This window comes from Nordella sp. HKS 07 (genome assembly GCF_011046735.1).
In the GTDB taxonomy this organism is placed as follows: Bacteria; Pseudomonadota; Alphaproteobacteria; order Rhizobiales; family Aestuariivirgaceae; genus Taklimakanibacter.
The window spans coordinates 4,735,379-4,760,141 of record NZ_CP049258.1 but is presented as its reverse complement, the minus strand read 5'-3'; the positions used below and the strand labels follow the sequence as shown (position 1 = coordinate 4,760,141).

The window sequence follows — 24,763 nt, the reverse complement described above, 5'->3', positions numbered from 1 at the left end:
ACGGCTCAGGCCAATTTCCATTTCGCTCAGAGCGAAGTGCAGAACGCGCCCGCGCCCTATTCGCAGATCCGGTAGCTGCCGGTCTTGCCGTGCAGGCCGAGATCGAAATGATAATGCTCGGCATGCGCCTCGTTCGAGCCCGGCCCGAGCACCGTCGTGAAATAGCCACAGGCCGAGATGCGCAAGGCCATCAGCCAGCGACTTTCCGCGCTCCCCGTCTTCGTGACATTGGAGACGGCGAGATTCTTCTTGCCCGGCAGATTGAAGGACGCGATGTCGACCGCATTGCCGAAAGCATGCTCGCTGATCTTGCCCGTCGAATCGCCATTGCGGTTGCGGCATTCGTAGCCGGGCCCGGTCGAGATTGCCGCCAGTGCTCCTCCCGTATGCGCCTGAACGACGGGTGCGGCGATATCGGCGACCCAGGACGTGAACTGCTTGGCGAAAACGCAATTCAGGGTTGGCGCGCCCGGAAAGCTCACTGTGCCGACCGGTGTTGCAATCGCGCTGATCTGCACCGGATTGACGACCTTGCACTGCCCTTCGGCCGCCGGCATGTCGGGCACGGTGAATTTGGCGCCGAGCCTGCCCAGCTCTTCACGGCAGGCCGCCATCTCCGCGCCGGGCTCAGGTTTGGCCGGCTCTTCCGGCTTGGCTTCCGTGGGCGGGGCCTCCGCGGGCTTGGCCCCGGTTTGCGGCTCAAACGGATTCTCCGTCGCGGGTTGTTGGCCCCGAACGGGCTTTTCGCGGGGAAGAACTGGCGCGGAACCAGCCTTTCCTGTAACAGACGGAGCGTCCGGTTGAATCTCTTGCGCGGGAGGTGAGGCGGTCTCACCGGGCTTGGGCTTAGGCAACGGTGGCTTCACCTTCTCGGCGGCCTGCGCCACGGCGAGCGCAAGCGGAATCATCAGGCCAAGCATTGCTATGCGTCTCACGCCGTGCCTCCCCTCCTGCCGCCCGAGTTCCCATCGATCGCGAACTGGGATATGGGCAGGAGCATGACCTCCCCCGCCTCGGCTGACAACAAACTTCTTGCGGTGCTCTATGTCTGCGCCGCCGTCGGTATCTCCTCGGCGGGCGACACCGTCGTCAAATGGCTGAGCGACATTTATGCGGTGCATCAGATCCTCGTCGTGCGCTGCCTGATCGGCATACCCATTCTCGGCCTCATTGTTCACAAGCACGCATCGCTCGCGAGCCTCGTTTCTCCCGGCATGGGATTGAGCCTGTTGCGCGGCCTCATCATGAGTTCCGCCTACCTCGCCTTCATCCTGTCCATCGCCGCGATGCCGATGGCCGACTCCGTCGCCATCTATTTCGCCATGCCGCTGTTCGTCGCCGTCATCGCCGGTCCGATGCTGGGCGAGCATGTGGCGCTGCATCGTTGGATCGCCATCATCGGCGGCCTCGTCGGCGTCATCATCATGATCAATCCGGGCAGCGGCGTCTTCGAGCCGGCCGCCCTCCTCTCGCTCTATTCCGCCTTCGGCTATGCGGTCAGCCAGACGCTGGCGCGCCGCGTCGTGCGCCGGGTCCCCCCAGCCGCGATGGCCTTCCACACCAACGCCGTCTATCTCACGCTCGCGCTCATACTGGCTCTCATCTTCACCCAGCTCGACCTGGGGTCGGTCCACCATAAGAGCCTCGTCTTTCTGGCCCGGCCGTGGCACTGGCCGGCGCCGATCGACTTCGGCGCTATGGTGCTGCTGGGCTCTACTGTGGCGATCGCTATGGTCATGTTCGCCATGGCCTATAAGAATGCGGAGTCGAGCTTCGTGGCGCCCTTCGAATATTCGGCCATGTTCTGGGCGGCCGCCTTCGGCTTCTTTATCTTCGGCGATATACCGGGGGTGCGCACTCTGTGGGGCGGCGCCATCGTCCTGCTGGCCGGTCTCTTCATGCTATGGGCCGACCGCCGTCTCGACCGGGTTACGGCCCAGCGGCGCCAGAACGCCTGATTTCGCCGACAGTGCCGCCATCTACGCAGGAAACCTGCTTTTCTGGCCAGGGAACGGGGGTTGTCGGCCTGTCATCTCCGGGAGTATAAGCGCGCGCGCATAAGGGCCGGCGCAGAACTGGCCCGAAGCGGCCAGGTGAACTGGTTCTGGCGCGCCTCCCGGCGACGTGGAATGACTCCGCCGACCAGGATACGCGCAAGTATGAAAAGATTGAGCACGTCCTTGTTGCCGGGTCTCCGGCCCTGGCGGTTTTGCTCAAGCGCGGGATGCGAAAAGTGGATACCGGTTTTTCGCATAAATCCCGCGCTAACATATGAGAACCGATCACGTTTATGAGTTTGGATTGAATCAATCCAAACTCATCGTGATCTAAGGGGCAACTGGCGAATTGTTTGATTCCGACAACCATTAATCTGGATCGCGGCATCAAGAACCGCATCCCTTGGGAGTTCTTCCATCATGCTGATTGGCGTTCCGAAAGAGATCAAGAATCACGAATACCGGGTAGGCATGACGCCACTCTCGGTTCGTGAGGCCGTACGCCACGGTCACAAGCTGTGGGTCCAGAGCGGTGCTGGCCTCGGCATCGGAGCGTCGGACGAGGACTACAAGGCGGCGGGCGCGCAGATCATCCCGACCGCCGAAGAAATCTTTGCCAAGGCCGAGATGATCGTGAAGGTGAAGGAACCGCAGGCTGGCGAACGCAAGATGCTGCGCGATGGCCAGATTCTCTACACCTATCTGCATCTGGCTCCAGATCCGGAACAGACAAAAGACCTCATCGCCTCGGGCGCCGTGTGCATCGCCTATGAGACGGTCACCAATTCGCGCGGCGGCCTGCCGCTGCTTGCGCCGATGTCGCAAGTGGCCGGTCGCATGTCGATCCAGTCGGGCGCCCATTGCCTGGAAAAGGCGCAGGGCGGCTCGGGCATCCTGCTCGGCGGCGTGCCGGGCGTGGCGCCAGCCAAGGTCGTGATCCTCGGCGGCGGCGTCGTCGGCACCAATGCCGCGGCGATGGCGCTGGGCCTCGGCGCCGATGTCACCGTGCTCGAGAAGAGCACCGACCGCATGGAAGAGCTCGTCGCCCGCTTCGGGACGCAGCTCAAGACGCTCTATTCGACGCAAGGCGCGATCGAGGATGAATGCGCCACCGCCGATCTCATCGTCGGCGGCGTGCTGATCCCGGGGGCGGCGGCGCCGAAGCTCGTCACCCGCAAGATGCTGAAGAACTGGAAGAACGGCTCGGTTCTCGTCGATGTCGCCATCGACCAGGGCGGTTGCGCCGAGACCTCGAAACCGACGACGCATGCCGATCCGACCTATGTCGTCGACGGTGTCATCCATTATTGCGTCGCCAACATGCCGGGCGGCGTCGCGCGCACCTCGACCTATGCGCTCAACAACGTCACCCTGCCCTTCGGCCTCGCCATCGCCAACAAGGGCTACAAGCAGGCGTTGCTCGAAGACCACCATCTGCGCGCCGGCCTCAATGTCTGCAAGGGCAAGGTCACCTACAAAGCCGTCGCCGACGATCTCGGCTATGAATATGTCCCGGCCGAGAAAGCACTCGCAGCCTAATCTATAGCCTACCATTCATCCAAGGCGTCATTGCCCCGGGCAATGGCGCCTTTTTTCATGAGACCGGTTTAGAAGCGATGTCCGATGGCCAGCCGGCCGCCGATCGACTCGTAGTCGTCGGTGAACAGCCCATCATACGTAACTTCGATGTTGATCTGCGTGTCTTGCGTGCCGGCGTCGACGCCGAGCGAGACGGCCGCGCGGACCTCATCCGCAGATACCGTGCCGCCATCGATTTCCAGCGTGCCCGGGTTGTCGAAGTCCCAGAACAGTCGGCCTCGGAGATATGGCCAGATCTCCGTTCCGTCGGCGTCCATCTTCGGCGCCACCTTGAGGCCGGATGAGAGTTGCCCCAGCCTGACGAGTTGCCCGTCCACATCGACCACATCGACGCCGTCCGACACGGAATAGTCCTGCTGCTCGTCCCAGATATAGATGAACTGCAGATCAGGTGTCAGGACCGTGCTTCCGTAGTCGAAACGCCCGGACAGCACAATCTCCATGAGCAGCCGCTCGGTGTCAAAGTCGCCCTTGTATTCGACGTCCATTATGTTCTGGGTCGAGCTATTGATGCTTCGCCCGTACATGCCGCGCAGATCGAGAAACAGGTTCGGCGCGAGTTCGGCCGACAGATACGGCCCGATCATCCATCCATCTCCGTCGGTCCTGCCCGTATCGCTGCCTTCACCAAGCCAATCGAGCTGGCCCATGATGCCAATGACCACGCCGTCATGGACCCTGACGTCGACGCCCGCATAGCCGACGAAATAGTTGCCTTCGGGATTGCCCTCGTCATCGTCGCCGGAATTGTAGTAGGCGAACTGGCCTTCCATCCAGGCATTGACCGGGCCGCTCGCCTCGACCACGTCCGATGTCGGCGTTACGTTCAGGAAGTCGCCCGCGATGATCCGCTGCATGGCGCCGCTGTTGAGCGCGAAATCGCCCACCAGATTTCCGTTCTCGCCATGGATGTTGAAGCCATTGCTGCCCGTCTCGAACGCCCCCTGGGCGCGATTCGCCATTCGGTGCGTGCGCGGGCCGAGGCGCGCGAGGAGCTGCATGCGAGCGGCCATGAAATCGCGAGTTTGGCTTTCGAAGGTCCTGCGGACCACGGCCTCGTCCGGCGCCGTGTCACCGTCATTGTCCGTCACGCTGACCGTCACGTCGGCAACCGCGAGCCCGTCGAAATTGGGGTCGGCCGAGCTCGCGGCGCCGGTGGTGATCGCGCAGCTATGCGCTCCTTCGTCCGCCGTGTCGTCGACCGCCGTCACCGTCACGCTTTGCGGCGTGCTCCAATTGGCGGCGGTGAAGTTGAGACCGCTGGTCGAGAGCGTGCACTGAGCATCAGGACCGAGCAGGATAGCCACAGCCGCCGCCGGCTGCGCCATCAGGACCATCGTGAATGATCCGGTTGCCCCGCCTTCAGCGACGGCCACAGGCGAGCCTTCAACCATCACACCCGCCGTGTCGTCGTCGGTCACCGTGGCAGTGACATCGGCCACCGTGACGCCGGTAAAGCCCTCCCCACCGCGTCCCCGGTGGTGATCGCGCAGCTATGCGTTCCCTCTGCCACCGTGTCATTCACCGCGGTCACGGTGACGCTCTGCGCCGCACTCCAATTGGACGGCGTAAAGGTCAGGCTGCCGGCTGAGAGCGTGCATTGACTGTCCGGGCTCAGCGAGATCGTCACGTCCGCCGTCGGCTGGGCCGTCAACGCGATCGCAAAGCTGCCGCTCGCCCCGCCCTCGGTGACTGCCACGGGCGATCCCGCAACAATCACGCCCGCTGTGTCGTTGTCGGTCACATTGGCGGTCACGTCATCGACCACCACGCCCGTATAGCCATCGCCCGCCGCATCGCCGGTGGTAATCGCGCAGCTATGGGGTCCCTCGGCTATGGTATCATCCACCGCCGTCACGGTGACGCTCTGCGCCGCGCTCCAGTTCGCCGGGGTGAAGGTCAAGCTACTATCCGAGAGCGTGCATTTCGCATCCGCGCTCAGCGATATCGTCACATCCGCCGTCGGCTGCGCCGTCAGCGCGAGCGTGAAGTTGCCACCCGATCCGCCTTCAGTAATTGGGACCGGCGATCCCGCGACCGTCACGGCCGCAATATCATTGTCTGTCACATTGGCGGTCACGTCATCGACCGCCACGCCTGTATAACCATCGCCCGCGGCATCACCGGTGGTGATCGCGCAGCTATGGGCGCCCTCGACGGTCGGATCATCCACTGCCGTCACGGTCACGCTTTGCGTCACGTTCCAGCTGACCGGGGTAAAGGTCACGCTTCCGGCCGAGAGCGTACATTGCGCATCCGGGCTCAGCGAGATCGTCACATCGGCCGTCGGCTGCGCCGTCAGCGTGACCGTGAAGCTGCTGCCCGGCCCGCCTTCGGTGATCGAGACCGGTGATCCCGCGACCGTCACGCCCGCCACGTCATTATCGGCCACATTTGCGGTCACGTCATCGACCGCCACGCCCGTATAACCGTCACCCGTCGCATCGCCGGTGGTGATCGCACAGCTGTGCGCTCCCTCGACCGTCGGATCATCCACTGCCGTCACGGTCACGCTTTGCGTCACGTTCCAGCTGACCGGGGTAAAGGTCACGCTTCCGGCCGAGAGCGTACATTGCACATCCGGGTTCAGCGAGATCGTCACATCGGCCGTTGGCTGTGCGTCGAGGACCATGTTGAAAGAACCCGTGACGCCCCCCTCCGCGATCGCCACTGGCGATCCCGCGATCGTCACGCCCGCCACGTCATTGTCGGCCACATTTGCGGTCACGTCATCGACCGCCACGCCCGTATAGCCGTCACCCGCCGCATCGCCGGTGGTGATCGCGCAGCTATGGGCGCCCTCGACCGTCGGGTCATCCACCGCCGTCACGGTGACGCTCTGCCCCACATTCCAGCTGATCGGGGTAAAGGTCACGCTTCCGGCCGAGAGCGCACATTGCGCATCCGGGCTCAGCGAGATCGTCACATCGGCCGTCGGCTGCGCCGTCAACACCACCGTAAAGCTGCCGCTCGGCCCGCCTTCGGTAATCGAAACTGGCGATCCCGCGATCGTCACACCCGCAATGTCATTGTCGGTCACGCTGGCGGTCACGTCATCGACCGTCACGCCTGTATAGCCGTCGCCCGCCGCATCGCCGGTGGTGATCGCGCAGCTATGCGCTCCCTCGACCGTCGGATCATCCACGGCCGTCACGGTCACGCTCTGCGCTACGTTCCAGCTGACTGGGGTAAAAGTCACGCTTCCGGTCGAGAGCGTGCATTGCGCATCCGCGCTCAGCGAAATCGTCACGTCCGCCGTCGGCTGCGCGTCCAGGACGATGGTGAAGCTGTCGATAATTCCGCCTTCGCCGACGCTTGTCGAACCGCCGCTCTCTGTCACCGTCACTGCGGCATTGTCGTCATCAAGCATATCGAGAGTGGCCGAACCGGCGGCGCCGATGGACGGATTCGACGTCCCGTTTAAGCTGATAGCGACCGTCTCGCTGCCTTCGACAGTCACATCGTCCAGTACCGCGACTTGTATAGAAGCCGTCGTGCTGCCCGCCGGCACGGCCACCGATCCGGGAAGCGACGTGTAATCGCTGCCGGCAGCCGCCGCGCCGCCCGCGGAATAGTCGACCGTCGTGTCGGTCGAGCTCGGCGCCGACAGAAATAGAGTAAACTCGCCGTCATCACCGGGTTCCGCCGCATCCCCATTCGTCGACTTGGCTATGCTCGCCGTCGCCGTGTCGTCATCGGTAATATCAAGCGTGGCCGAGCCCGAGGCCTGGATGGACGGGTTCGAGGTTCCGGTGAGGCTCACTATCACCGTCTCCGTGCCTTCGACGATCACATCGTCGACCACATTGACCGGCACGATAGCCGTCATGCTCCCCGCCGGCACCGTTACCGATCCGGCAAGCGCCGCATAATCGCCGCCGGCACTCGCGGTGCCGCCCACCAAGTAGGTGATCGTCGTATCGGTCGAGCTCGGCGCCGACAGCACCACGGTGATCTCTCCATCGTCGCCAGGCTCGGCGCCATCGTCGCCCGCCGTTCTGGTGAAGCTCGCGGTCGCCGAGTCGTCATCGGCAAGATCGAGTGCGGCCGAGCCCGAGGCCTGGATAACAGGATTTGACGTTCCGGTCAGATCGATAGTCACCGTCTCGGTGCCTTCGACGACCGCATCGTCGATCACTTCCACCGGGATGACAGCCGTCGTGCTGCCCGCCGGAACAGTCATGGATCCGGAGAGCCCCGTATAATCGCTGCCGGCGTTTGCCGTGCCGCTCACCAAGTAGCTGACCGTCGTGTCGCTCGAGCTCGGCGCCGACAGCGTGAGAGTGAACTCGCCATCATCGCCGGGTTCGGCACCGTCACCGCCCGCCGGCTTTGTGATACTCGCCGCCGCCGTGTCATCATCGGCAATATCAAGCGTGGCCGAGCCCGAGGCCTGGATGGACGGATTCGACGTCCCAGTCAGATCGATGGTCACCGTTTCCACGCCTTCGACCACCGCATCGTCGATTACATCCAGCGGTATGACAGCCGTCGTGCTGCCCGCCGGAACCGTCACCGATCCTGCAAGCCCCGTATAGTCACTGCCGGCGTTTGCCGTGCCGCTCACCAAGTAGCTGACCGTCGTGTCGCTCGAGCTCGGCGCCGACAGCGTGAGGGTGAACTCGCCATCATCGCCGGGTTCGGCACCGTCACCGCCCGCCGGCTTGGTGATACTCGCCGCCGCCGTGTCATCATCGGCAATTTCAAGCGTGGCCGAGCCCGATGCCTGGATCGACGGATTGGACGTTCCAGTCAGTTCAAGGGTCACCGTCTCGGTGCCTTCGACCACCGCATCGTCGACCACAGCCACCGGAATGGCGGCTGTCGTGCTGCCAGCCGGAATCGTGACCGATCCGGCGAGCGGCGTGTAATCACTGCCGGCTTGCGCGCTGCCGGTCACAGAATAGCTCGCGACGGTGTCAGTCGCGCTTGGCGCCGAGAGTGTCACGGTGAACTCACCATCATCATCGGGCTCGGCGCCATCGCCATCCGTCGGTTTGGCAATACTCGCCGTCGCCCTGTCATCATCGGCAATATCGAGCGTGGCCGTGCCCAAGGCCTGGATAACGGGATTGGATGTTCCGGTCAGATTAATGGTTACTGTCTTCGTTCCTTCGACCACCGCATCGTCGGCCACCTCTACCGGGATGACAGCCGTCGTGCTGCCAGCCGGAACCGTCACCGAGCCGGCGAGCGTCGTGTAATCGCTGCCGGCACTCGCCGTCCCACCGACCGTGTAGCTGACCGTCGTGTCGGTCGAGCTCGGCGCAGACAGCATCACGGTGAACTCGCCGGCGTCGCCAGGCTCGGCGCCATCGCCGCCCGTCGACTTGGCGATGCTTGCTGTCGCGGAGTCATCGTCGGCGATATTGAGGGAAGCCGAGCCCGAGGCCGAGATCAGCGGATTCGAGGTGCCGGTCAGGCTCACGCTCACCATCTCGGTGCCTTCGACCAGCCCATCGTCGAGCAAAGTCACCGGAATGACAGCCGTCGTGCTGCCGGCCAGAACCGTCACCGATCCGGCGAGTGTCGTGTAGTCGCTGCCGGCCTGCGCACTGCCGCCTACCGAATAACTTACTACGGTGTTCGCCGCGCTCGGCGCCGACAGCGTCACTGTGAACTCGCCCGCGTCGCCAGGCTCGGCGCCGTCGCCGTCCGTCGCCTTGGTGATACTCGCCGTCGCCGTATCATTGTCGGTGATATTGGCGGTCACGTCGGCGACGACGAAACCGGCATAATCACCGCCAGCGGCATCGTCCGTCGTCACGGAGCAGATATGCGCGCCTTCGACCACGTTGTCGTTGACCGCCGTCACCGTCACCGTTTGCACCGAGTTCCAGTTCACCGTTGTGAAGGTCAGGCTGGCAGCCGAAATCGTGCACTGGGCGTCGGACGTGAGCGATATCGTCACATTCGCGGTTGGCTGCGAGGTGAGCACCACCGTGAAGCTGCCGGTGGCGCCGCCTTCCGTTGCCGACACCGTGGTGGGAGACACCGTCACGCCACGTGTATCGTCATCTACCGTGGTGGCGCTTACATTCGTGTTCGCCAGGGCGCTAAAGATCGCATCCGTGCTCGCGGAATCGAGCATGACGGCATAGGAGATATCGCCGTCATCAAGATTATCATTGACGGCCCGCAGCGTGACATTCTGCGCGGTGTTCCAGTTGACGGTGGTGAAGGTCAGGGACGCCGAGCTGGTGATCGTACCCTCGGTCGTATCGCCGGAGGTGACCGCGACCGTCACACTGGCGGTCGGCTGCGACGACAGCCTCACGGTCAAGGTGTCGCTGGTCGTGCCCGCTTCGTTGACGGACAAGGTCGACTTGCTCAGCGTCAGGCCCGCCGTGTCGTCATCGATCGTCGCCGCGCTCACATTCGTGTTCGCCATAGCACTGTAAATGGCGTCCGAGCTCGCGGGATTGAGCACGACAAAATAGGAAATGTCGCCGTCATCCAGGCTGTCATTGACGGCCCGCAGCGTGACATTCTGCGCGGTGCTCCAATTGGCGGCGGTGAAGGTCAAGGACGCCGCGCTGGTGATCGTGCCTTCCGTCGTATCGCCAGACGACACCGCGACCGTCACAGTGGCGGTCGGCTGTGACGACAATCGGACGGTCAAAGTATCGGAGGTCGTGCCGCTCTCATTGACGGACAAGGTCGACTTGCTGAGTGTCAATCCCGCGGTGTCGTCATCGACCGTCGTGGCGCTCACATTTGTGTTCGCGAGCGCATTATAGACCCCGTCCCCACCGGGATTGAGCACGACATTGTAGGCGATGTCGCCGTCATCAAGACCATCATTCACCGCCTGCAGTGTGACATTCTGCGGGGTGCTCCAGTTGGCGATGGTGAAGGTCAGCGGCGTCGCGGTGGTGATCGTGCCTTCCGTGGTGTCGCTGGAGGTAAGCGCCACAGTGATGTTGGCGGTCGGCTGCGACGCCAGCCTCACGGTCAAGGTATCGCTGGTCGCGCCCGCTTCGTTCACCGACAAGAACGTCTTGCTGAGGGTCAGGCCCGCCGTGTCGTCGTCGACCGTCGTGGCGCTCGCGGTCGAATTCGCCAGCGCATTGTAGACCGTGTCCGAGCTCGCGGGATTGAGCACGACATTGTAGGTGATATTGCCGTCATCGATATCGTCATTGACCGCCTGCAGCGTGATATTCTGCGGGGTATTCCAGTTGGCGGTGGTGAAGGTCAGGGTCGTCGGGGTGGTGATCGCGCCTTCCGTGACATCGCTCGCGGAAACCGTCACGGTGACGTCGGCGGTGGGTTGCGACGACAGCCTGACCGTCAAAGTGTCGCTGGTCGTGCCGGTTTCATTCACCGACAAAGTCGTCTTGCTGAGCGTCAGTCCCGCCGTGTCGTCATCGACCGTCGTCGCGCTCGCGGTTGTGTTCGCGATCAAATTGTAGACCGGGTCCGAGCCTCCGGGATCGAGCACGACGTTATAAGCGATATTGCCGTCATCAACGTCGTCATTGACGGCCTGCAGTGTCACATTCTGCGGCGTGTTCCAGTTGACGGTGGTGAAGGTCAGCGATGTCGGGGTGGTGATCGCGCCTTCTGTGGCATCGCTCGCGGAAACCGCCACGGTCACATTCGCGGTCGGCTGCGACGACAGCCGCACCGTCAAGGTATCGCTGGTCGCGTCGGCTTCATTCACCGACAGGGTCGTCTTACTGAGAGTCAGTCCCGCCAGGGAGGGCGCGCAGCTGACACTATATTCCGGAACCGGGCCGCTGACCGCGTTGCTCGTGCCCACCCGGAGCTGCAGGGTGCCGGTGCCGCTCACATATGAAAAGGTCGTGGAGCCGGCCGCATTGTTGCCCAATGCTTGGGTGGCACTGGTCGGGGTGATGGCCGGTCCCGCAATTCTCGTCACGGTGGCGGTGTAGCTGCTGCTGCCGTCATTGTTGCGATAGCCCACCGTCACCGTCGCCCCCGCGGTGAAGCCCGAGAGGAATATGTCGTCGGAAGTCCCTTGAATGCTTTGAAAGGTCCCCGGGGCCGGGAGGGAGCTGCATGCCGCGGGCGAGCCGCTGCTGCCTGTGTTGGCGGCGCTGGCGGGCGATGATAGAAGCGCGGCGGCGAGCGAGGCCAGCATGGTCGCCAAAATAGAAAACGAACCCAGCTGGCGCGCGGCCAGCCAACGGCGGTCCGTTGCACCCGGCTTTTTTGTCATGCCGTCCCATGTCCTGTCGGTCCGGGGCATCTCCGCCTGGAGATGTCTTCCGGGATCACTTAGTCAGGCTCGAAACCACGCGGAGTAAGCCTACAGACCAGTGAACAATACCGACGGGCTCAACAATCTTAAGTTGCTTAAGGGCGAGAAATAAAATTACCCAGGGTATGATTCGCAACTGCAATAATAGGTTGTCTTTTTCTGGAAGCAAAATCTAAGAGCGTTACAAACATTCTTAAATTGAATTTTTACCCACTTCTGCAACCATTTTGATGAATATCCTCCGTCAGCCTGTTGTCAGTCGATCCGACCGAAGACTACCCTTGCGTGCATTGTCTTGGTCAGATCAGCCCCCGCGAGCGAGTATTCCCACCGGGAACAGCTTCCATCGCGGCGCGTTGCCCTGCGAGGGAGGCACGCCCATGAGGAAGGTCAAAGTCCGCAAAGGCATGCCCAATGTGGCTTTGAGCAAGGCGCAATTCGCCGAGCGCTTCAAGGCGCGGTTCTACGATCCGATCTTTGCCGGGAATGAGAAAGAGATCGACGAGCTGCTTTCAACCGCCTGGATCTCCTATGACGACAATCACAAGAGTCCGCGCACACGGAAAGCCGGAAAGGGTTTTGCCGATCCGTCCTACGATCTTTCGGTCGACTGGTATGCGGCACACAAGGCCATAAGAACCGCTGAGCGCGAACACCGCAATCAGCGGAGCCCATCGCGCATCCTGATCATCAACGGCTCGATGCGCAGCGACCAGAGCTGCCCTGGTGAGATGTCGAAGAGCTGGCGGCTGGTGGAACTGGCACGTAAGACTGTCATGGCGAAACGCGGCTTCGAAGTCGACGTGCTCGATCTCAGCCGCCTCGCCTCGGAATATGGCCGCGTCATCCATCCGTGCAAGGCTTGCGTCTCGACCGCAATGCCGCTCTGTCACTGGCCGTGTTCATGCTATCCCAATCACGCGCTCGGCCAGGTAAATGACTGGATGAACGAGATCTATCCGATGTGGGTCAAGGCCCACGGGATCATGATCGTGACGCCGGTGAACTGGTATCAGGCGCCGGCCGGGCTCAAGGCAATGATCGACCGGCTCGTCTGCGCCGATGGCGGAAATCCCGATCCGACCTCGACTCACGGCAAGAATGCGCAAGCCGCGAAAGCGCTAGAGCTCAAGGGCTGGCCCTATCCGCGCCATCTTGCCGGCCGTCTTTTCTCGATCGTCGTGCATGGCGATGCGTCAGGCGCCGAAAATCTCCGGCGCATCCTGACCGACTGGCTCACCGATATGGGGCTAATCCCGGCGGGCCACAAAGCACTCATCGATCGTTATATAGGCTATTATCGCGACTACGCGACAAGCCATGATGATCTCGACGCCGATCGAGACCTTCAAGAGGAAGTGCGCAATGCGGCGCGGGCGCTCGTCAACGCGATAATGCTTCACCGCAAGGGCCGGCTCAAGCAGCCCGACGTCGAACTCAAGGATCCGCGACCGAAGTAAAGTCGCACCTGGAGATTGCAGCCCTCTTATGCGCCTCGAATTGCCCGAAACCCCTTCGCACTTTCAGGTTCAATGCTGTAGCTTGCCCTGATGATCGAGGCCTTTGCTCTGCTTCTTCTCTGCCAGCTTGCCGGTGAGATTCTCTCGCATGGCTTCGGCTTGCCTATGCCCGGACCAGTGGTTGGGCTCCTGCTGCTCTTCGCCGGCCTTCTCATCGCGCAGAGATTCGCTGCCTTCGACGCCCACACGATCAACGACACGGCGCTTGGTCGCGCAACCGGTGGACTATTGCAGCATCTCTCCTTGCTCTTCGTGCCGGCGGGCGTCGGCGTGATCAATCATCTGGGCCTCATCAACTCCTATGGACCCGTCCTCTTCCTGGCGCTGCTCGTCTCGACGGCGCTGTCTTTGGCCGTCACTGCCCTGGTCTTCACCTGGATGAAGCGCTGGCAATCGGCCCGGCCCGCATCATGACGCCGGCCTTCGATCTCTGGGTCTATCTGTCCTCGACGCCACTGTTGTGGCTGACGGTGACGCTGCTCGTCTGGATCGCCGCCGACCGCATCGCGCGCCTCTCGGGCCGGCATCCGGCGGTCAATCCGGTGCTGATCTCTATAATCGCCCTGGGCGCCATCCTCATTATTACCGGCACATCATTCGCCACCTATTTCCAGGGTGCGCAGTTCGTCCATTTCCTGCTCGGGCCCGCCATCGTCGCCATCGCCGTGCCGCTCTATCGCAATCTCGACAAGGTGAAGGCGAATATCCTGCCGATGGCGGCAGCGCTCGTCGCAGGCTCGGTGACGGCGGCGGTTTCGGCGCTCGCCGTCGCGGCACTCTTCGGCGTTCCCGACCCGGTGCTTGTCTCGCTCGCGCCCAAATCGGTTACAGCGGGCGTCGCCATGGGCATATCGGAGCAATTTGGCGGGCAGCCGGCGCTCACCGCCGTGCTCGTCGTCACTACCGGCCTCCTCGGCGCCATCATCGTGACGCCGCTCATGAACGTGCTCGGCCTCAAGGATTATGCGGCGCGCGGCTTCGCCGCCGGACTCGCCGCCCATGGCATCGGCACGGCGCGCGCCTTCGTCGTCGATGAAGTGGCGGGCACATTCGCCGGCATCGCCATGGCGCTCAACTTGGTCATGACCGCGCTCATATTACCCCTCATCCTCTACTGGTTCTTGAAATAGAAAAGGAGACATCCATGTCCGGTACCGCAAAAGCCATCAAGCACATCGAGAACGACAAGGTGATCGTCACCGAATACCGCTTCGCGCCCGGCGCCAATACCGGCTGGCACCGCCACGGCCATGACTATGTCGTGGTGCCCTTGATGGACGGCAAAGTGAAGCTCCTGACCAAGGATGGCGAGAGCTTTGCCGACATGAAGAAGGCCGTGCCCTATTTCCGCAGCGAAGGTGTCGAGCACGATGTGATCAACGCCAATGACACTGAATATGCCTTCATCGAGATCGAGCTCAAATAGAATGTTCGACGCCTACATCATCTGCGGCACGCCGCGCACTGGCAGCACGCTGCTGTGTGATCTTCTCGCCTCGACAAAACGGGCCGGCAATCCCGATTCCTTCTATGGGCGCAAGTTCCTCGCCTGGTGGGCCGGGGAATGGAATCTGCCGAGCCCGGACACGATGAGTGAGCACGACTACAATCTCGTATATCTGAATGCAGCCATCAAAGTCGGCAAGGGCGGCACGGATATCTCCGGCCTTCGCCTGATGTGGGAGAATCTGGGCGAGCTTTCGGCCATCCTGGATCAGATCCATCCCGGCCTGCCGTCAGACCGAGCGCGGCTCGAGAAGGCGTTCGGCAAAATCCTCTATCTGCATCTCTCACGTGAGAACAAGCTCGCCCAGGCTGTTTCGCTGATCAAAGCGGAGCAGACCGGCCTCTGGCATGTCGCACCTGACGGCACGGAGATCGAGAGGCTGTCGCCGCCGAAAGACCCCGAATATGACTTCGAGCGGATCAGGCGGGAGCTCGCCGAGCTCGAAGATTATGATGTGGCCTGGAACAGCTGGTTCGCGGAGCAGGACATCACGCCGCTGCGCATCGGCTATGAAACCCTGTCGGCCGATCCCGCCGCCACACTGACACGCATCTGCGCAGCACTCGGCATTTCGGCGCCCGATGCCGACAAGGTGAAGCCCGGTGTGGCGAAGCTCTCCGACGAGACGAGCCTCGACTGGATGCGCCGCTATCGCATGGATGTTGAGCGTAGCCTCGCGTCGTGAATCCTGCTTGGAGCGCTGGGGCCTTTCCTCCTCTTCAGTCCACAGGATAGGAGAGGTGCTCGAAGGCCGGGTAATCTGGAGCGTGACCTTCTGCAGCGATCCGCGCAGTTCTTCCATGCAAGGCATCGCACGGCGGGTCGAGGATACAGCTTTCTTTGGGTTGCGGGCCCTCTGGACCTGAGCGCAGCCCAGAACTGGCGCTTTCATGGGTCCAGACGCCGGAATAGGGAAAGGCACGATCTTTCCCCGCCCAGGAGCCTCTCATGCCCAAAATGTCCGCTTCCGAAGCCTTCGTCGAAACCCTCGTCGCCTATGGCGTCAAGGACGTATTCGGGATCGTCGGCTCCGCCTATATGGACGCGCTCGACCTGTTCCCGACCGCCGGCATCCGCTTCATCCCGACGGCGCATGAGCAAGGGGCCGGCCACATGGCCGACGGCTATTCGCGCGTCTCCGGCCGCCATGGCGTGTGCATCGCCCAGAACGGCCCCGGCATCACCAACTTCGTGACCTCGACGGCGGCCGCCTACTGGGCCCATTCGCCGGTCGTCGTCGTCACCCCCGAGACCGGCTCCGCCACCATGGGCCTCGGCGGCTTCCAGGAGACCGAGCAGCTGCCGATCTTCTCCAAGATCACCAAATACCAGGCGCATGTCTCAAAGCATCCGCGCATGGCGGAACTGACGGCGCGCTGCTTCGACATGGCGATGTCGGAACGCGGCCCCACCCAGCTCAACATTCCGCGCGATAATTTCTACGGCGAGGCGGACTACGAGATTGCCAAGCCGCGCAAGATCGCGCGCGGGCCCGGTGCCGATGCCGATCTCGACGAAGCGGCCGACCTTCTCGCGAAAGCGAAGTTCCCGGTCATCGTGTCGGGCGGCGGCGTCATCTTCTCGGATGGCGTGAAGGAATGCGTGGCGCTCGCCGAGCAGCTCTCCGCTCCCGTCGTCAATTCCTATCTCCACAATGACAGCTTCCCGGCAAAGCATCCGCTGTGGTGCGGCCCGCTCGGCTATCAGGGCTCGAAGGCCGGCATGAAGCTGATCGCCGAGGCCGATGTGGTGCTGGCGCTCGGCACGCGTCTTGGCCCCTTTGGCACGCTGCCCCAGCACGGGCTCGATTACTGGCCGAAGAATGCCAAGATCATTCAGGTCGACAGCGATCATCGTATGCTCGGCCTCGTCAAGCAGATATCGGTCGGCATCGTCGGCGACGCCAAGGAAGCGGCGAAGGCGCTCGCCTACCGGCTCGCCAACCGCAAGCTCGCGGCCGCCGCTAATGCCGATGAGCGCAAGAAGAAGATCAAGGCCGAGAAGGATGCCTGGGAGAAGGAGCTCGACAGCTGGACGCATGAGAAGGACGGCTGGTCGCTCGATATCGCCAAGGGCTCGCCCTACATGCATCCGCGCCAGATGCTGCGCGAGCTCGAAAAGGCGATGCCGGCCAACGCCATGGTATCGACCGACATCGGCAATATCTGCTCGGTCTCCAACTCATATTTGCGCTTCAACCAGCCCAACTCGATGTTTGCGGCGATGAGCTTCGGCAATTGCGGCTATGCGCTGCCAGCCGTCATCGGCGCCAAGGTGGCGGCCTCCGACCGGCCGGCCATCGCCTATGTCGGCGACGGCGCCTGGGGCATGAGCTTCGCCGAGATCCTCACCTGCGTGCGCGAAGACATCCCGGTGACCGCCGTCGTCTTCCACAACAAGCAGTGGGGTGCCGAGAAGAAGAACCAGGTCGATTTCTATGACACCCGCTTCCTCGGCGTTAACCTGAAAAATCCGAGCTGGGCCGAAGTCGCCCGCTCGCTCGGCGCCGAAGGTGTCACGATCGACAAGCTCGGCGATGTCGGCGAGGCGCTGGACAAGGCTTGCGATGCTCAGAAGAAGGGTAAGACCACCGTCGTCGAGGTAATGGTCACGCAGGAACTCGGCGATCCCTTCCGCCGCGACGCCCTCAAATATCCGAAGCGTGTGCTCGACAAGTACAAGCACACGGATGTAAAGGCTCCTGCCTGAGGTCACAGCAACCGCCAGCAGGAATGCCCCAATCGGAGAGGACCAGCCCGGCACTGACTCCGCATGAGGTGCGCTCGATCATCTTCGGCGTGCTGGTGGCGATGTTTCTGGCCGCGCTCGACCAGACCATCGTCGCCACCGCCATGCCGACGATCGGCCGGCTGCTCGGCGATTTCGAGAACCTGCCCTGGGTCGTCACCACCTATCTCCTGACCTCGACGGCGGTGACGCCGCTCTACGGCAAGATCTCCGACATCATCGGCCGGCGGGTGACGCTGCTGGCAGCGATCGGCATCTTCATGCTGGGCTCGATCCTGTGCGCGCTGGCACCCACCATGCTGGCACTCATCCTGGCGCGGGCGCTCCAGGGTCTTGGCGGCGGCGGGCTGATCTCGCTGGCGCAGACCATCATCGCCGACATCGTGTCGCCCAAGGAACGGCCGCGCTATCAAGGCTATATCGCCAGCGTCTTCGCCACATCGAGCATCGCCGGACCAGCGCTGGGCGGCTTCATGGCCGAGAAGCTGCATTGGTCGGCGATCTTCTGGATCAATCTGCCGCTCGGCCTCCTGGCGTTCTGGATGACGAATGCGCTGCTCAAGAAGCTGCCGCGCCATGAGAAACCGCACCAGTTGGACTTCATCGGCGCCGGACTGATGATCATCTCGACAACTGCCCTTCTCCTGGCGCTGAGCCTCGGCGGTCCTCACTATGCCTGGACGTCGTTGACGATCCTCGGGCTTATCGGCGTCTTTCTCGTCTTCGCCGTCGCCTTCGTGGTCCGGCTCAAAACAGCGCCCGAACCCTTGATCCCTATCGAGATCCTGGCGAATCCGGTGGTGGCGATGGCGATCATCGCCGCCTGCTCCGGCGTCGGCGTCTTCATCGGCCTCACCATCTACACGCCCATCTTCCTCGAAGGCATGTATGGGCTGACCGCCAGCCAATCCGGTTTCACCTTGATCCCGCTGATGTTCGGCACCGTCATCGGCGCCTCATTCACGGGCCAAGTGATGGCGCGCTTCACGCATTACAAGCGCCCGACGCTGATCGGACTCATCGTTGCCGCCATTGGCCTCGCCGTGGTCGCCATCAATCCCCAAAGCCTGCCGCTTGCCGGATTGGTGCTGATCCTCGCCGTGGCATCCATCGGCCTCGGCACGATCTTCCCGCTCACCCTGGTGGCGCTTCAGAACGCCGTGCCGCCGCATCAGATGGGCACCGCCACTGGCACCTTGAACTTCTTCCGCTCGCTTGGCGGCGCGCTGATCGTGGCCGCCTTCGGCGCGATCGTGATCGGGAGCCTGCCGGCCGACCTCGCGGCGCATGTCACCATAGAGACGCTCGCCAGCAGCTTCGCCGCCGCCGGGCGCGATATCGGCTCGGTATACCGCTGGGTTTTTCTCGCCGCGGCCGCCGGCATTCTGGTGTCGTTCGCCAGCCTCTATGTGATGGAGGAGAGGCCGCTGCGCACTCATGTTCGGCCAGAAGCTGGAGCTGCGGAATGACCATTCTCGTCGTCAATGCCGGGTCGTCGACCCTCAAATTTGCGACCTTCGAGCGGGCGGCGGGGGCCCTCAAGCTGCGCTTCAAGGACCAGGTCGAGGGGACCGGCGACGACGCTCTCCAAGCCCTGTTTGTCCGCCTGGCCCAGAAAGGCATAGAAGTCGGGCAGCTTACCGGCGCCGGGCACCGCATCGTCCATGGCGGCACCGAGTTTTCGCAGCCGGTGATCGTCGACGACACGATCGAGGCGAAGCTCAATGCTTTGCGCCCCCTGGCGCCGCTGCATCAGCCCTATGGCCTCGACGCGCTGCGGGCCATGCGCGAGCGAGCCCCCAACGTCCCGCAAGTCGCCTGCTTCGATACCGCCTTCCACGCGACCCAGCCGGAGATCGCGACGCGCTTCCCGCTGCCGCGTTCCTATTTCGAGCGTGGCTACCGGCGCTATGGATTCCATGGTCTCAATTACGAGCATGTGGTGCGGGCACTGCCCCTGGAGACCGGCCAGCCCCTTCCCCGCCGCCTCCTCATCGCCCATCTCGGCAATGGCGCCAGCCTGTGCGCCGTCCTGGACGGCCGCAGCATCGCCACCAGCATGGGCTACTCGACCCTTGACGGGCTGGTGATGGGGACGAGGCCCGGAGCCCTCGATCCCGGTCTCATCCTGGCGATCATGAAGGACGACCGGCTGAGCCCAGAGCAGATGGAGCAGGTTCTTTACAAGGAAAGCGGCCTCCTTGCCCTGAGCGGCCTCACCAGCGATGTGCGCAGCCTGCTCGAAAGCCCCATGCCCGAGGCCCGGGCCGCCATCGAGGCCTACTGCTATTGGGCCGCCCGCCAGGCGGCCTCCCTCATTGCCGCCATGGGCGGAATTGACGCCATGGTCTTCACGGGCGGCGTCGGGGAGAATGCCGAGCCGGTCCGCGCTCGGGTGATTAACCATCTTTCATGGATAAAAGCCTTCTCCATGCATATTGTGCTAGCGAACGAGGAGCTGATCATAGCCCAGCATACGTCAGCATTGCTTACCTAAACAAAAAGTAAATAATAACGCTTATTGCCGGACCGCCGCCACAATCTGGGGCTTGACTGGTGGTCGGACCAGAGGTGGGCACAATCGCCCGGTCCTACTATGGGACGGCATGCAGACGGGGAGACAAGGCATGAGTAGCGCCTTGAGAGTTGTGTGCGCTTTCGCGGCTCTTGTTACGGGCTCCGACGCGCTCCTGGCTGACGACAGCAAAGACATCGCCCGCATGAATGCTGGCGCCATCACGCTTATCACCGACGGCGCCAACAGCCAGTCGTCGCGCTATGCCGCCGATCTCGCCGTGCTGATGGAAGCCGAGCGCGACCTGCGCATCCTGCCGGTCATGGGCCACGGCCCGGTCGAAGCGGTGCGCGACCTCCTCTACCTGCGCGGCATCGACGCCAGCATCATTCCCGCAGATACGGTCGCCTATATGCGCAAGCAGGAGCTGATCGAGGATATCGACAAGAAGGTTACCTATGTGGCGCGGCTGGGCTCGGCCCAGGTCCATGTCATTGCCCGCGCGGACATCGCTTCCCTCGCCGATCTCGCCGGCAAGAACGTCAATATCGGTACCGCCAGCGAGCCGCGTTTCGTGACGTCAAACCTGCTCTTCGATTCGCTTGGCATCACGGTCAATCCGATCGAGGGCTCGGAGGCCGAAGCGGCTAACCTGCTCAAGAGCGGAAAGGCGGATGCGATCGTCATCGTGGCGCCGCAACCCTCGGCAATCGCCGAAGATCTGGCCCGCAGCGGCGGCTACCGGCTTCTCAACGTCACCGGAAATGACGAGCTCAACGAAATCTATTCGCCGGCGATGCTCAACGCCAAGACCTATGAAGGTCTTGCCCGCGAAGGAGGCATGACCGAGACTCTGAGCGTCAGCTATGCGGTCGCGGTGTTCAACTGGAAGAAGGGCACCGACCGCTATTACAAGCTTCGCAAATTCGCCGATGTCCTCTATTCCGGGATCGGTGATCTGCAGACCGGAAAGTGGCATGCCGCGTGGAACGATGTTAATCTCTCCGCCGACCTTCCCGGATGGACACGCTACGTCACGGCCGACGAGTGGCTCGCCGACCACAAGCGCAGCCAGGCCGATGCCGACAGCAAGGAAGAGGCCGCACTCAAGGCCGAATTCCAGTCCTATCTGGAACGCACGACGCTCGGCGTCGCGCCCGCGGGCGTGGCAAGACTGAAATCGAGCGCGCTCGAAGAGCGCGCTGGTGAGGAGTGACGCAATGAAGTCGAATCAGCAGCGCAAGACCGCTGCGCAGAAAGCTGAGCAACAGGATTCCGAGGCCGGACGCCCGATCTGGTTCCTCGGCAAGGAGATAAAGGTTCACCCCGCCAAGGACGGCAAGAAAGAGGTTCCTGCGGCCGAAGCGAAGACGGAAGAAGCTGGCGCCAGGAAACCGGAGAAGACGGCGACAGTGGACGAGCCGGAACAGGAGTCCACCGAGCGCGGCCCGAGCCAGCTCGAAGCCTATATGCGCTATGCCAAGATGCGCCAGCCTGTCTCCGACGAAGAGGAAACACTGGCCCCGGTGCGCACCAGGCGCTTTCCGACGAGCCGCTATGCCGCCAGCAATGAGAATGAGCATGGATGGAACGGCGAGGCGCCGCAGCCCCGCCGGCCGCGCCAGGCCCATCCGGGCTTTCGGATGCGCGATGCCGCCCTTGCCGGCCTCGCCTCCATAGCGATCGGCGCGCTTGCCGGCGCCGTCGTCTATGACCGAGCCAATAATGGTGAGCTGAGCTCCGCGGTGTTCGATTCACTCGGCGGCTTCATGACCGGCTTCGGCGACCGCGACAAGGTCATCGCCGACGCCGGGAAAGCGGGCGTGAGCGTCGTGGAAGAGCAGCATGCCGTGGCAGCCTCCAAGAAGTCGGTGACGACGGCAAGACTGGACGTGTCCGACGCCAAGGGCGACGTGAACTCGCCGATCCCGCTCAATATCAGCGCCGAGCCGGCGCTGCCGAACCAGGACATCGCCTTCCGTCTGAGCGGCCTTCCGGCGGATGCCTATCTCAGCGCCGGCACCAAGCTTGCCGACAACGCCTGGATGCTGAAGCCGGGTGAGGAACATGGCGTGAAGCTCATGGTGCCGAGCGTCCCGGCAGCGCCCCTCCTGATCGCCGTCGAGGCGATCGAGCCTGGCACCGGCGATCTCGCCGCACCCGCGGAGGAAATGAAAGTGGCGCTCGCCACGCCCGCCCCCACCTCTTCCCCGGCCCCAGCCGCGACCCAGTCGCCGCCGCCGGCCGTGCAACCGGCCTCGGCGCCTCCCACCGATGTGAGGCGGAATTTCAATCTGCCCTCGACCACGAAGCACGACACCCCGGCCGCGCAGCCCATACCGGAGCCGCTCGAGAACAACGGCAACACCGCGGGCGGCGACAGCGACTCGCTGATGCGCAATGGCGACAAGCTTCTGGGTCTCGGCGACTTCACCGCGGCGCGGGCGTTCTTCAGCAAGGCGCGCGAGCTCGGCAATCGTGAAGCGTCGTTGCGGCTCGGCCAGACCTATGATCCCCTCGTCTTCCGGGAGAAGAATGTGCAAGGGCTCAAGGCTGATCCCGCCATGGCGCTCAAATACTATCTCGAGGCGCGCACCGCCGGCATCGCCGATGCCGAAACCGCCATCGCCGGACTCGAGACCTGGATGAAGCAGTAGAGCGCGCCCTCATCGCCAGTCGACCGAAGGCCGGGCCATCGCTGCCCCGGCGTGAATTGATTGAAGTCGGCGTTCAAGTATCCTCATGCTGAGGTGCGAGCGAAGCGAGCCTCGAAGCATCCACCAGGATAGAGTGAGAGTGCTGCAAGACACCCTTCGAGGCCCAGCTTCGCCGGGCGCCTCAGGGTGAGGGTGGTAAATTCACGACGTCGGCCTGCCGAACAGCGCGTTGTAAAGCTTGAGGTCGCGGCCATAGACATCGGGCCGGAACTCGACCATGCCGGCATCACCCCTGAAGGCGGTGCCATAGATCAGATGCACCGGTATATGATCGACGATCATCGCGCGCGTCGTCTTGCCGCCGGCCCAGGTGGCGTCCATGCGCTCCTTCGACCAGTCCTTGAGATCGGGCACCAGCGCATAAGCGAGATCGATCGGACGGGATAGTCTGATGCATCCGTGACTGAAGGCGCGCGCCGTCTGCAGGAACTTGTCCTTCGCGGGCGTGTCATGCAGATAGATATTGTGCTTGTTGGGCATCATGAACTTGACCTTGCCCAAGGCATTCTTCGGTCCCGGCTTCTGGCGGAAAGTGAAGGGGAAATTGCCCGGCCCATAGGAATACCAGTTGATGCTTCCCCAAGAGGCAAGCTTGCCGCCGACAAAGACCTCGAAATCGCCCGCATAGGCGTAAGGATTGGCGCGCAGGCGCGGCAGCATCTCCTTGGTGGCGATGCTGTAAGGCACCGTCCAGGTCGGATTGAACTCGATATACTCGAGCTCGTCGGAGAATTCCGGCGTCTGGGTGGCGGGCGCCCCCACCACCGTGTTCATGCGGTCGATGATCGTGTTCGACTGGATACGCTGCAGCTCGAAGGACGCGATATTGACGAGAAAGTGGTATTCGCCCAGATCCTCCGGCATCCAGCGCCAACGCTCCATATTGAGCATGATCTGGCGCACGCGCTCCTCGACCGGCACATTCATGGCGATGATCGTCTGCTTGCCGATCAGCCCCTTGGCCTCGAGGCCGTGGCGTGACTGGAAGCGCTTCACCGCGATGGCGAGCTGCTCGTCATAAAAAGCGGGATCGCCGGCGGGCTGCCATTCATAGTCGCCGGTGGCGGCCAGCAGCTTGCGCACCTCGGGAAGGCGCGGGTCGGTCATGCCGGGCTTCAAGCTGACACCCGGCTCGACGCTGCCCCAGCCGCCATCAGCCGCCAACGCCCGATACTGCAGCAGCATCTTCTTCAGCGCCTGATATTGCGGGTTCTTCGGCTCGAACACGTCGAGATAGCGCGTCGGCTCGCGGTATTTGTTCAAGTCGGTCAAAATACGCAGCACATCGACCGTCTTGCGGTTACGGAAGAGCCGCGGATCGACCTTCTGCGGAATTACGCGCCCGGTCTTGAGGTCGGCCGCATAGGCGACGAAGAAGGCCGAGTAATAGAGCTCGGCCCGCGCCGCGCTCATAGGGTCATTCGCGTCCATCGTGTCGCGCAGGTCGATCAGCGTGTCGATCGGATAGTCATCCGGATTGAGCCCGTCATCGGCGGCATCGAGCAGCCGCTGGATGAACGGCGTCATGCGGCCGGTGCCGATCCAGTAGATGGTGCCGGCATTGTCGACATAATGCGCCTTCAGCGCGGGCCTGATGCGTTCGAGCGGCAATTCGAGCCGGTCCGGACTGTCGAGCAGAATGGCAATCGACGAGGTGACGTCGCCATAGGCCGGTACCGCCGCGCGGTCGCCCTTGCCGGCGAGCGCCGGCGCCGCCCAGACGAACATCAGCACGACGGCCAGAAGGCCGAGATGACGGCGCAGCAAGATCATTAGCGGGCCTCCGGACCTCATCCTCTCGCGTCATCTTCGGCAATCTTGCCGCTTCTAGCGCGCATCCCGGCGAAGTGGGATCACTTCGCCGAAAAGGATTCGCGCCAGATCAATAACTTGGAGCAAATCCTTTTCGCCAAAGTCTTCAACTTTGGCGGGA

The 24,763-nt window shown here is 62.9% G+C and carries 16 protein-coding genes; 12 read left to right on the top strand and 4 right to left on the bottom strand.

All coding sequences use genetic code 11. The features are described from left to right. Window positions 1-56 precede the first annotated feature (56 nt). Entirely contained in the window at window positions 57-935 is an 879-nt protein-coding gene (locus tag G5V57_RS22320) for an extensin family protein (protein ID WP_165169740.1), read from the bottom strand. Window positions 936-998: 63 nt separating this feature from the next. Here G5V57_RS22320 and G5V57_RS22315 point away from each other — a divergent pair, with 63 nt between their 5' ends. Together G5V57_RS22315 and ald are read left to right on the top strand one after the other, a co-directional pair. After that, window positions 999-1,958 (top strand): DMT family transporter, encoded by a 960-nt coding sequence (locus G5V57_RS22315; RefSeq protein ID WP_165169739.1) that lies wholly within the window; start codon window positions 999-1,001, stop codon window positions 1,956-1,958. Window positions 1,959-2,417: 459 nt separating this feature from the next. Further along, on the top strand, window positions 2,418-3,536 hold the full coding sequence (gene ald / locus G5V57_RS22310) for an alanine dehydrogenase (protein WP_165169738.1): 1,119 nt from the start codon (window positions 2,418-2,420) through the stop codon (window positions 3,534-3,536). Between the two features lie 68 nt (window positions 3,537-3,604). Here ald and G5V57_RS22305 read toward each other — a convergent pair whose 3' ends face one another. Both G5V57_RS22305 and G5V57_RS22300 read right to left on the bottom strand, forming a co-directional pair. Further along, on the bottom strand, window positions 3,605-5,038 hold the full coding sequence (locus tag G5V57_RS22305; RefSeq protein ID WP_165169737.1) for an autotransporter outer membrane beta-barrel domain-containing protein: 1,434 nt from the start codon (window positions 5,036-5,038) through the stop codon (window positions 3,605-3,607). Beyond that, entirely contained in the window at window positions 5,014-11,781 is a 6,768-nt protein-coding gene (locus G5V57_RS22300) for a Calx-beta domain-containing protein (RefSeq protein WP_165169736.1), read from the bottom strand. The genes G5V57_RS22305 and G5V57_RS22300 overlap by 25 nt, the downstream gene beginning before the upstream one ends. 422 nt (window positions 11,782-12,203) lie before the next feature. On the opposite strand from G5V57_RS22300, the gene G5V57_RS22295 reads away from it, so the two are divergent. The 10 genes from G5V57_RS22295 (at window position 12,204) to G5V57_RS22250 (ending at window position 22,770) form a co-directional block, all read left to right on the top strand. Beyond that, a complete protein-coding gene (locus tag G5V57_RS22295) occupies window positions 12,204-13,283 on the top strand; it encodes a flavodoxin family protein (RefSeq protein WP_165169735.1) in 1,080 nt (359 codons plus the stop codon). Window positions 13,284-13,373: 90 nt separating this feature from the next. After that, a complete protein-coding gene (locus tag G5V57_RS22290; protein WP_165169734.1) occupies window positions 13,374-13,757 on the top strand; it encodes a CidA/LrgA family protein in 384 nt (127 codons plus the stop codon). Then, window positions 13,754-14,473 carry an LrgB family protein gene (locus G5V57_RS22285; RefSeq protein WP_165169733.1) on the top strand — a complete coding sequence of 240 codons (720 nt, stop codon included), beginning with the start codon at window positions 13,754-13,756 and terminating at the stop codon, window positions 14,471-14,473. Before G5V57_RS22290 ends, G5V57_RS22285 begins: the two co-directional genes overlap by 4 nt. A gap of 14 nt (window positions 14,474-14,487) precedes the next feature. Beyond that, window positions 14,488-14,769, top strand: a complete 282-nt coding sequence (locus G5V57_RS22280; protein ID WP_137858669.1) for a cupin domain-containing protein — start codon at window positions 14,488-14,490, stop codon at window positions 14,767-14,769. Between the two features lies 1 nt (window position 14,770). Beyond that, a complete protein-coding gene (locus G5V57_RS22275) occupies window positions 14,771-15,535 on the top strand; it encodes a Stf0 family sulfotransferase (RefSeq protein WP_165169732.1) in 765 nt (254 codons plus the stop codon). A 263-nt stretch (window positions 15,536-15,798) separates the two neighbouring features. After that, window positions 15,799-17,559, top strand: a complete 1,761-nt coding sequence (gene xsc, locus G5V57_RS22270) for a sulfoacetaldehyde acetyltransferase (protein WP_165169731.1) — start codon at window positions 15,799-15,801, stop codon at window positions 17,557-17,559. Window positions 17,560-17,582: 23 nt separating this feature from the next. Beyond that, a complete protein-coding gene (locus G5V57_RS22265; protein WP_165169730.1) occupies window positions 17,583-19,067 on the top strand; it encodes an MDR family MFS transporter in 1,485 nt (494 codons plus the stop codon). Further along, entirely contained in the window at window positions 19,064-20,095 is a 1,032-nt protein-coding gene (locus G5V57_RS22260; RefSeq protein ID WP_165169729.1) for an acetate/propionate family kinase, read from the top strand. The genes G5V57_RS22265 and G5V57_RS22260 overlap by 4 nt, the downstream gene beginning before the upstream one ends. Before the next feature lie 130 nt (window positions 20,096-20,225). Next, the gene (locus G5V57_RS22255; protein ID WP_165169728.1) at window positions 20,226-21,329 is read left to right on the top strand and encodes a TAXI family TRAP transporter solute-binding subunit; all 1,104 of its coding nucleotides are present in this window, start codon (window positions 20,226-20,228) and stop codon (window positions 21,327-21,329) included. 4 nt (window positions 21,330-21,333) lie between these two features. Then, entirely contained in the window at window positions 21,334-22,770 is a 1,437-nt protein-coding gene (locus G5V57_RS22250; protein WP_165169727.1) for a hypothetical protein, read from the top strand. 201 nt (window positions 22,771-22,971) lie between these two features. Here G5V57_RS22250 and G5V57_RS22245 read toward each other — a convergent pair whose 3' ends face one another. After that, complete coding sequence (locus G5V57_RS22245; protein ID WP_165169726.1) at window positions 22,972-24,603, bottom strand: murein L,D-transpeptidase; 1,632 nt, start codon at window positions 24,601-24,603, stop codon at window positions 22,972-22,974. Window positions 24,604-24,763 lie beyond the last annotated feature (160 nt).

Bases quoted from the DNA above. Each gene is read 5' to 3' on its own strand.
- G5V57_RS22255 (WP_165169728.1), top strand. From the start codon at position 20,226: ATGAGTAGCGCCTTGAGAGTTGTGTGCGCTTTCGCGGCTCTTGTTACG.
- G5V57_RS22290 (WP_165169734.1), top strand. From the start codon at position 13,374: ATGATCGAGGCCTTTGCTCTGCTTCTTCTCTGCCAGCTTGCCGGTGAG.
- G5V57_RS22315 (WP_165169739.1), top strand. From the start codon at position 999: ATGACCTCCCCCGCCTCGGCTGACAACAAACTTCTTGCGGTGCTCTAT.
- G5V57_RS22300 (WP_165169736.1), bottom strand. From the start codon at position 11,781: ATGACAAAAAAGCCGGGTGCAACGGACCGCCGTTGGCTGGCCGCGCGC.
- G5V57_RS22295 (WP_165169735.1), top strand. From the start codon at position 12,204: ATGAGGAAGGTCAAAGTCCGCAAAGGCATGCCCAATGTGGCTTTGAGC.
- G5V57_RS22265 (WP_165169730.1), top strand. From the start codon at position 17,583: ATGCCCCAATCGGAGAGGACCAGCCCGGCACTGACTCCGCATGAGGTG.
- G5V57_RS22260 (WP_165169729.1), top strand. From the start codon at position 19,064: ATGACCATTCTCGTCGTCAATGCCGGGTCGTCGACCCTCAAATTTGCG.
- G5V57_RS22250 (WP_165169727.1), top strand. From the start codon at position 21,334: ATGAAGTCGAATCAGCAGCGCAAGACCGCTGCGCAGAAAGCTGAGCAA.
- G5V57_RS22245 (WP_165169726.1), bottom strand. From the start codon at position 24,603: ATGATCTTGCTGCGCCGTCATCTCGGCCTTCTGGCCGTCGTGCTGATG.
- ald (WP_165169738.1), top strand. From the start codon at position 2,418: ATGCTGATTGGCGTTCCGAAAGAGATCAAGAATCACGAATACCGGGTA.
- G5V57_RS22285 (WP_165169733.1), top strand. From the start codon at position 13,754: ATGACGCCGGCCTTCGATCTCTGGGTCTATCTGTCCTCGACGCCACTG.
- G5V57_RS22280 (WP_137858669.1), top strand. From the start codon at position 14,488: ATGTCCGGTACCGCAAAAGCCATCAAGCACATCGAGAACGACAAGGTG.
- xsc (WP_165169731.1), top strand. From the start codon at position 15,799: ATGCCCAAAATGTCCGCTTCCGAAGCCTTCGTCGAAACCCTCGTCGCC.
- G5V57_RS22275 (WP_165169732.1), top strand. From the start codon at position 14,771: ATGTTCGACGCCTACATCATCTGCGGCACGCCGCGCACTGGCAGCACG.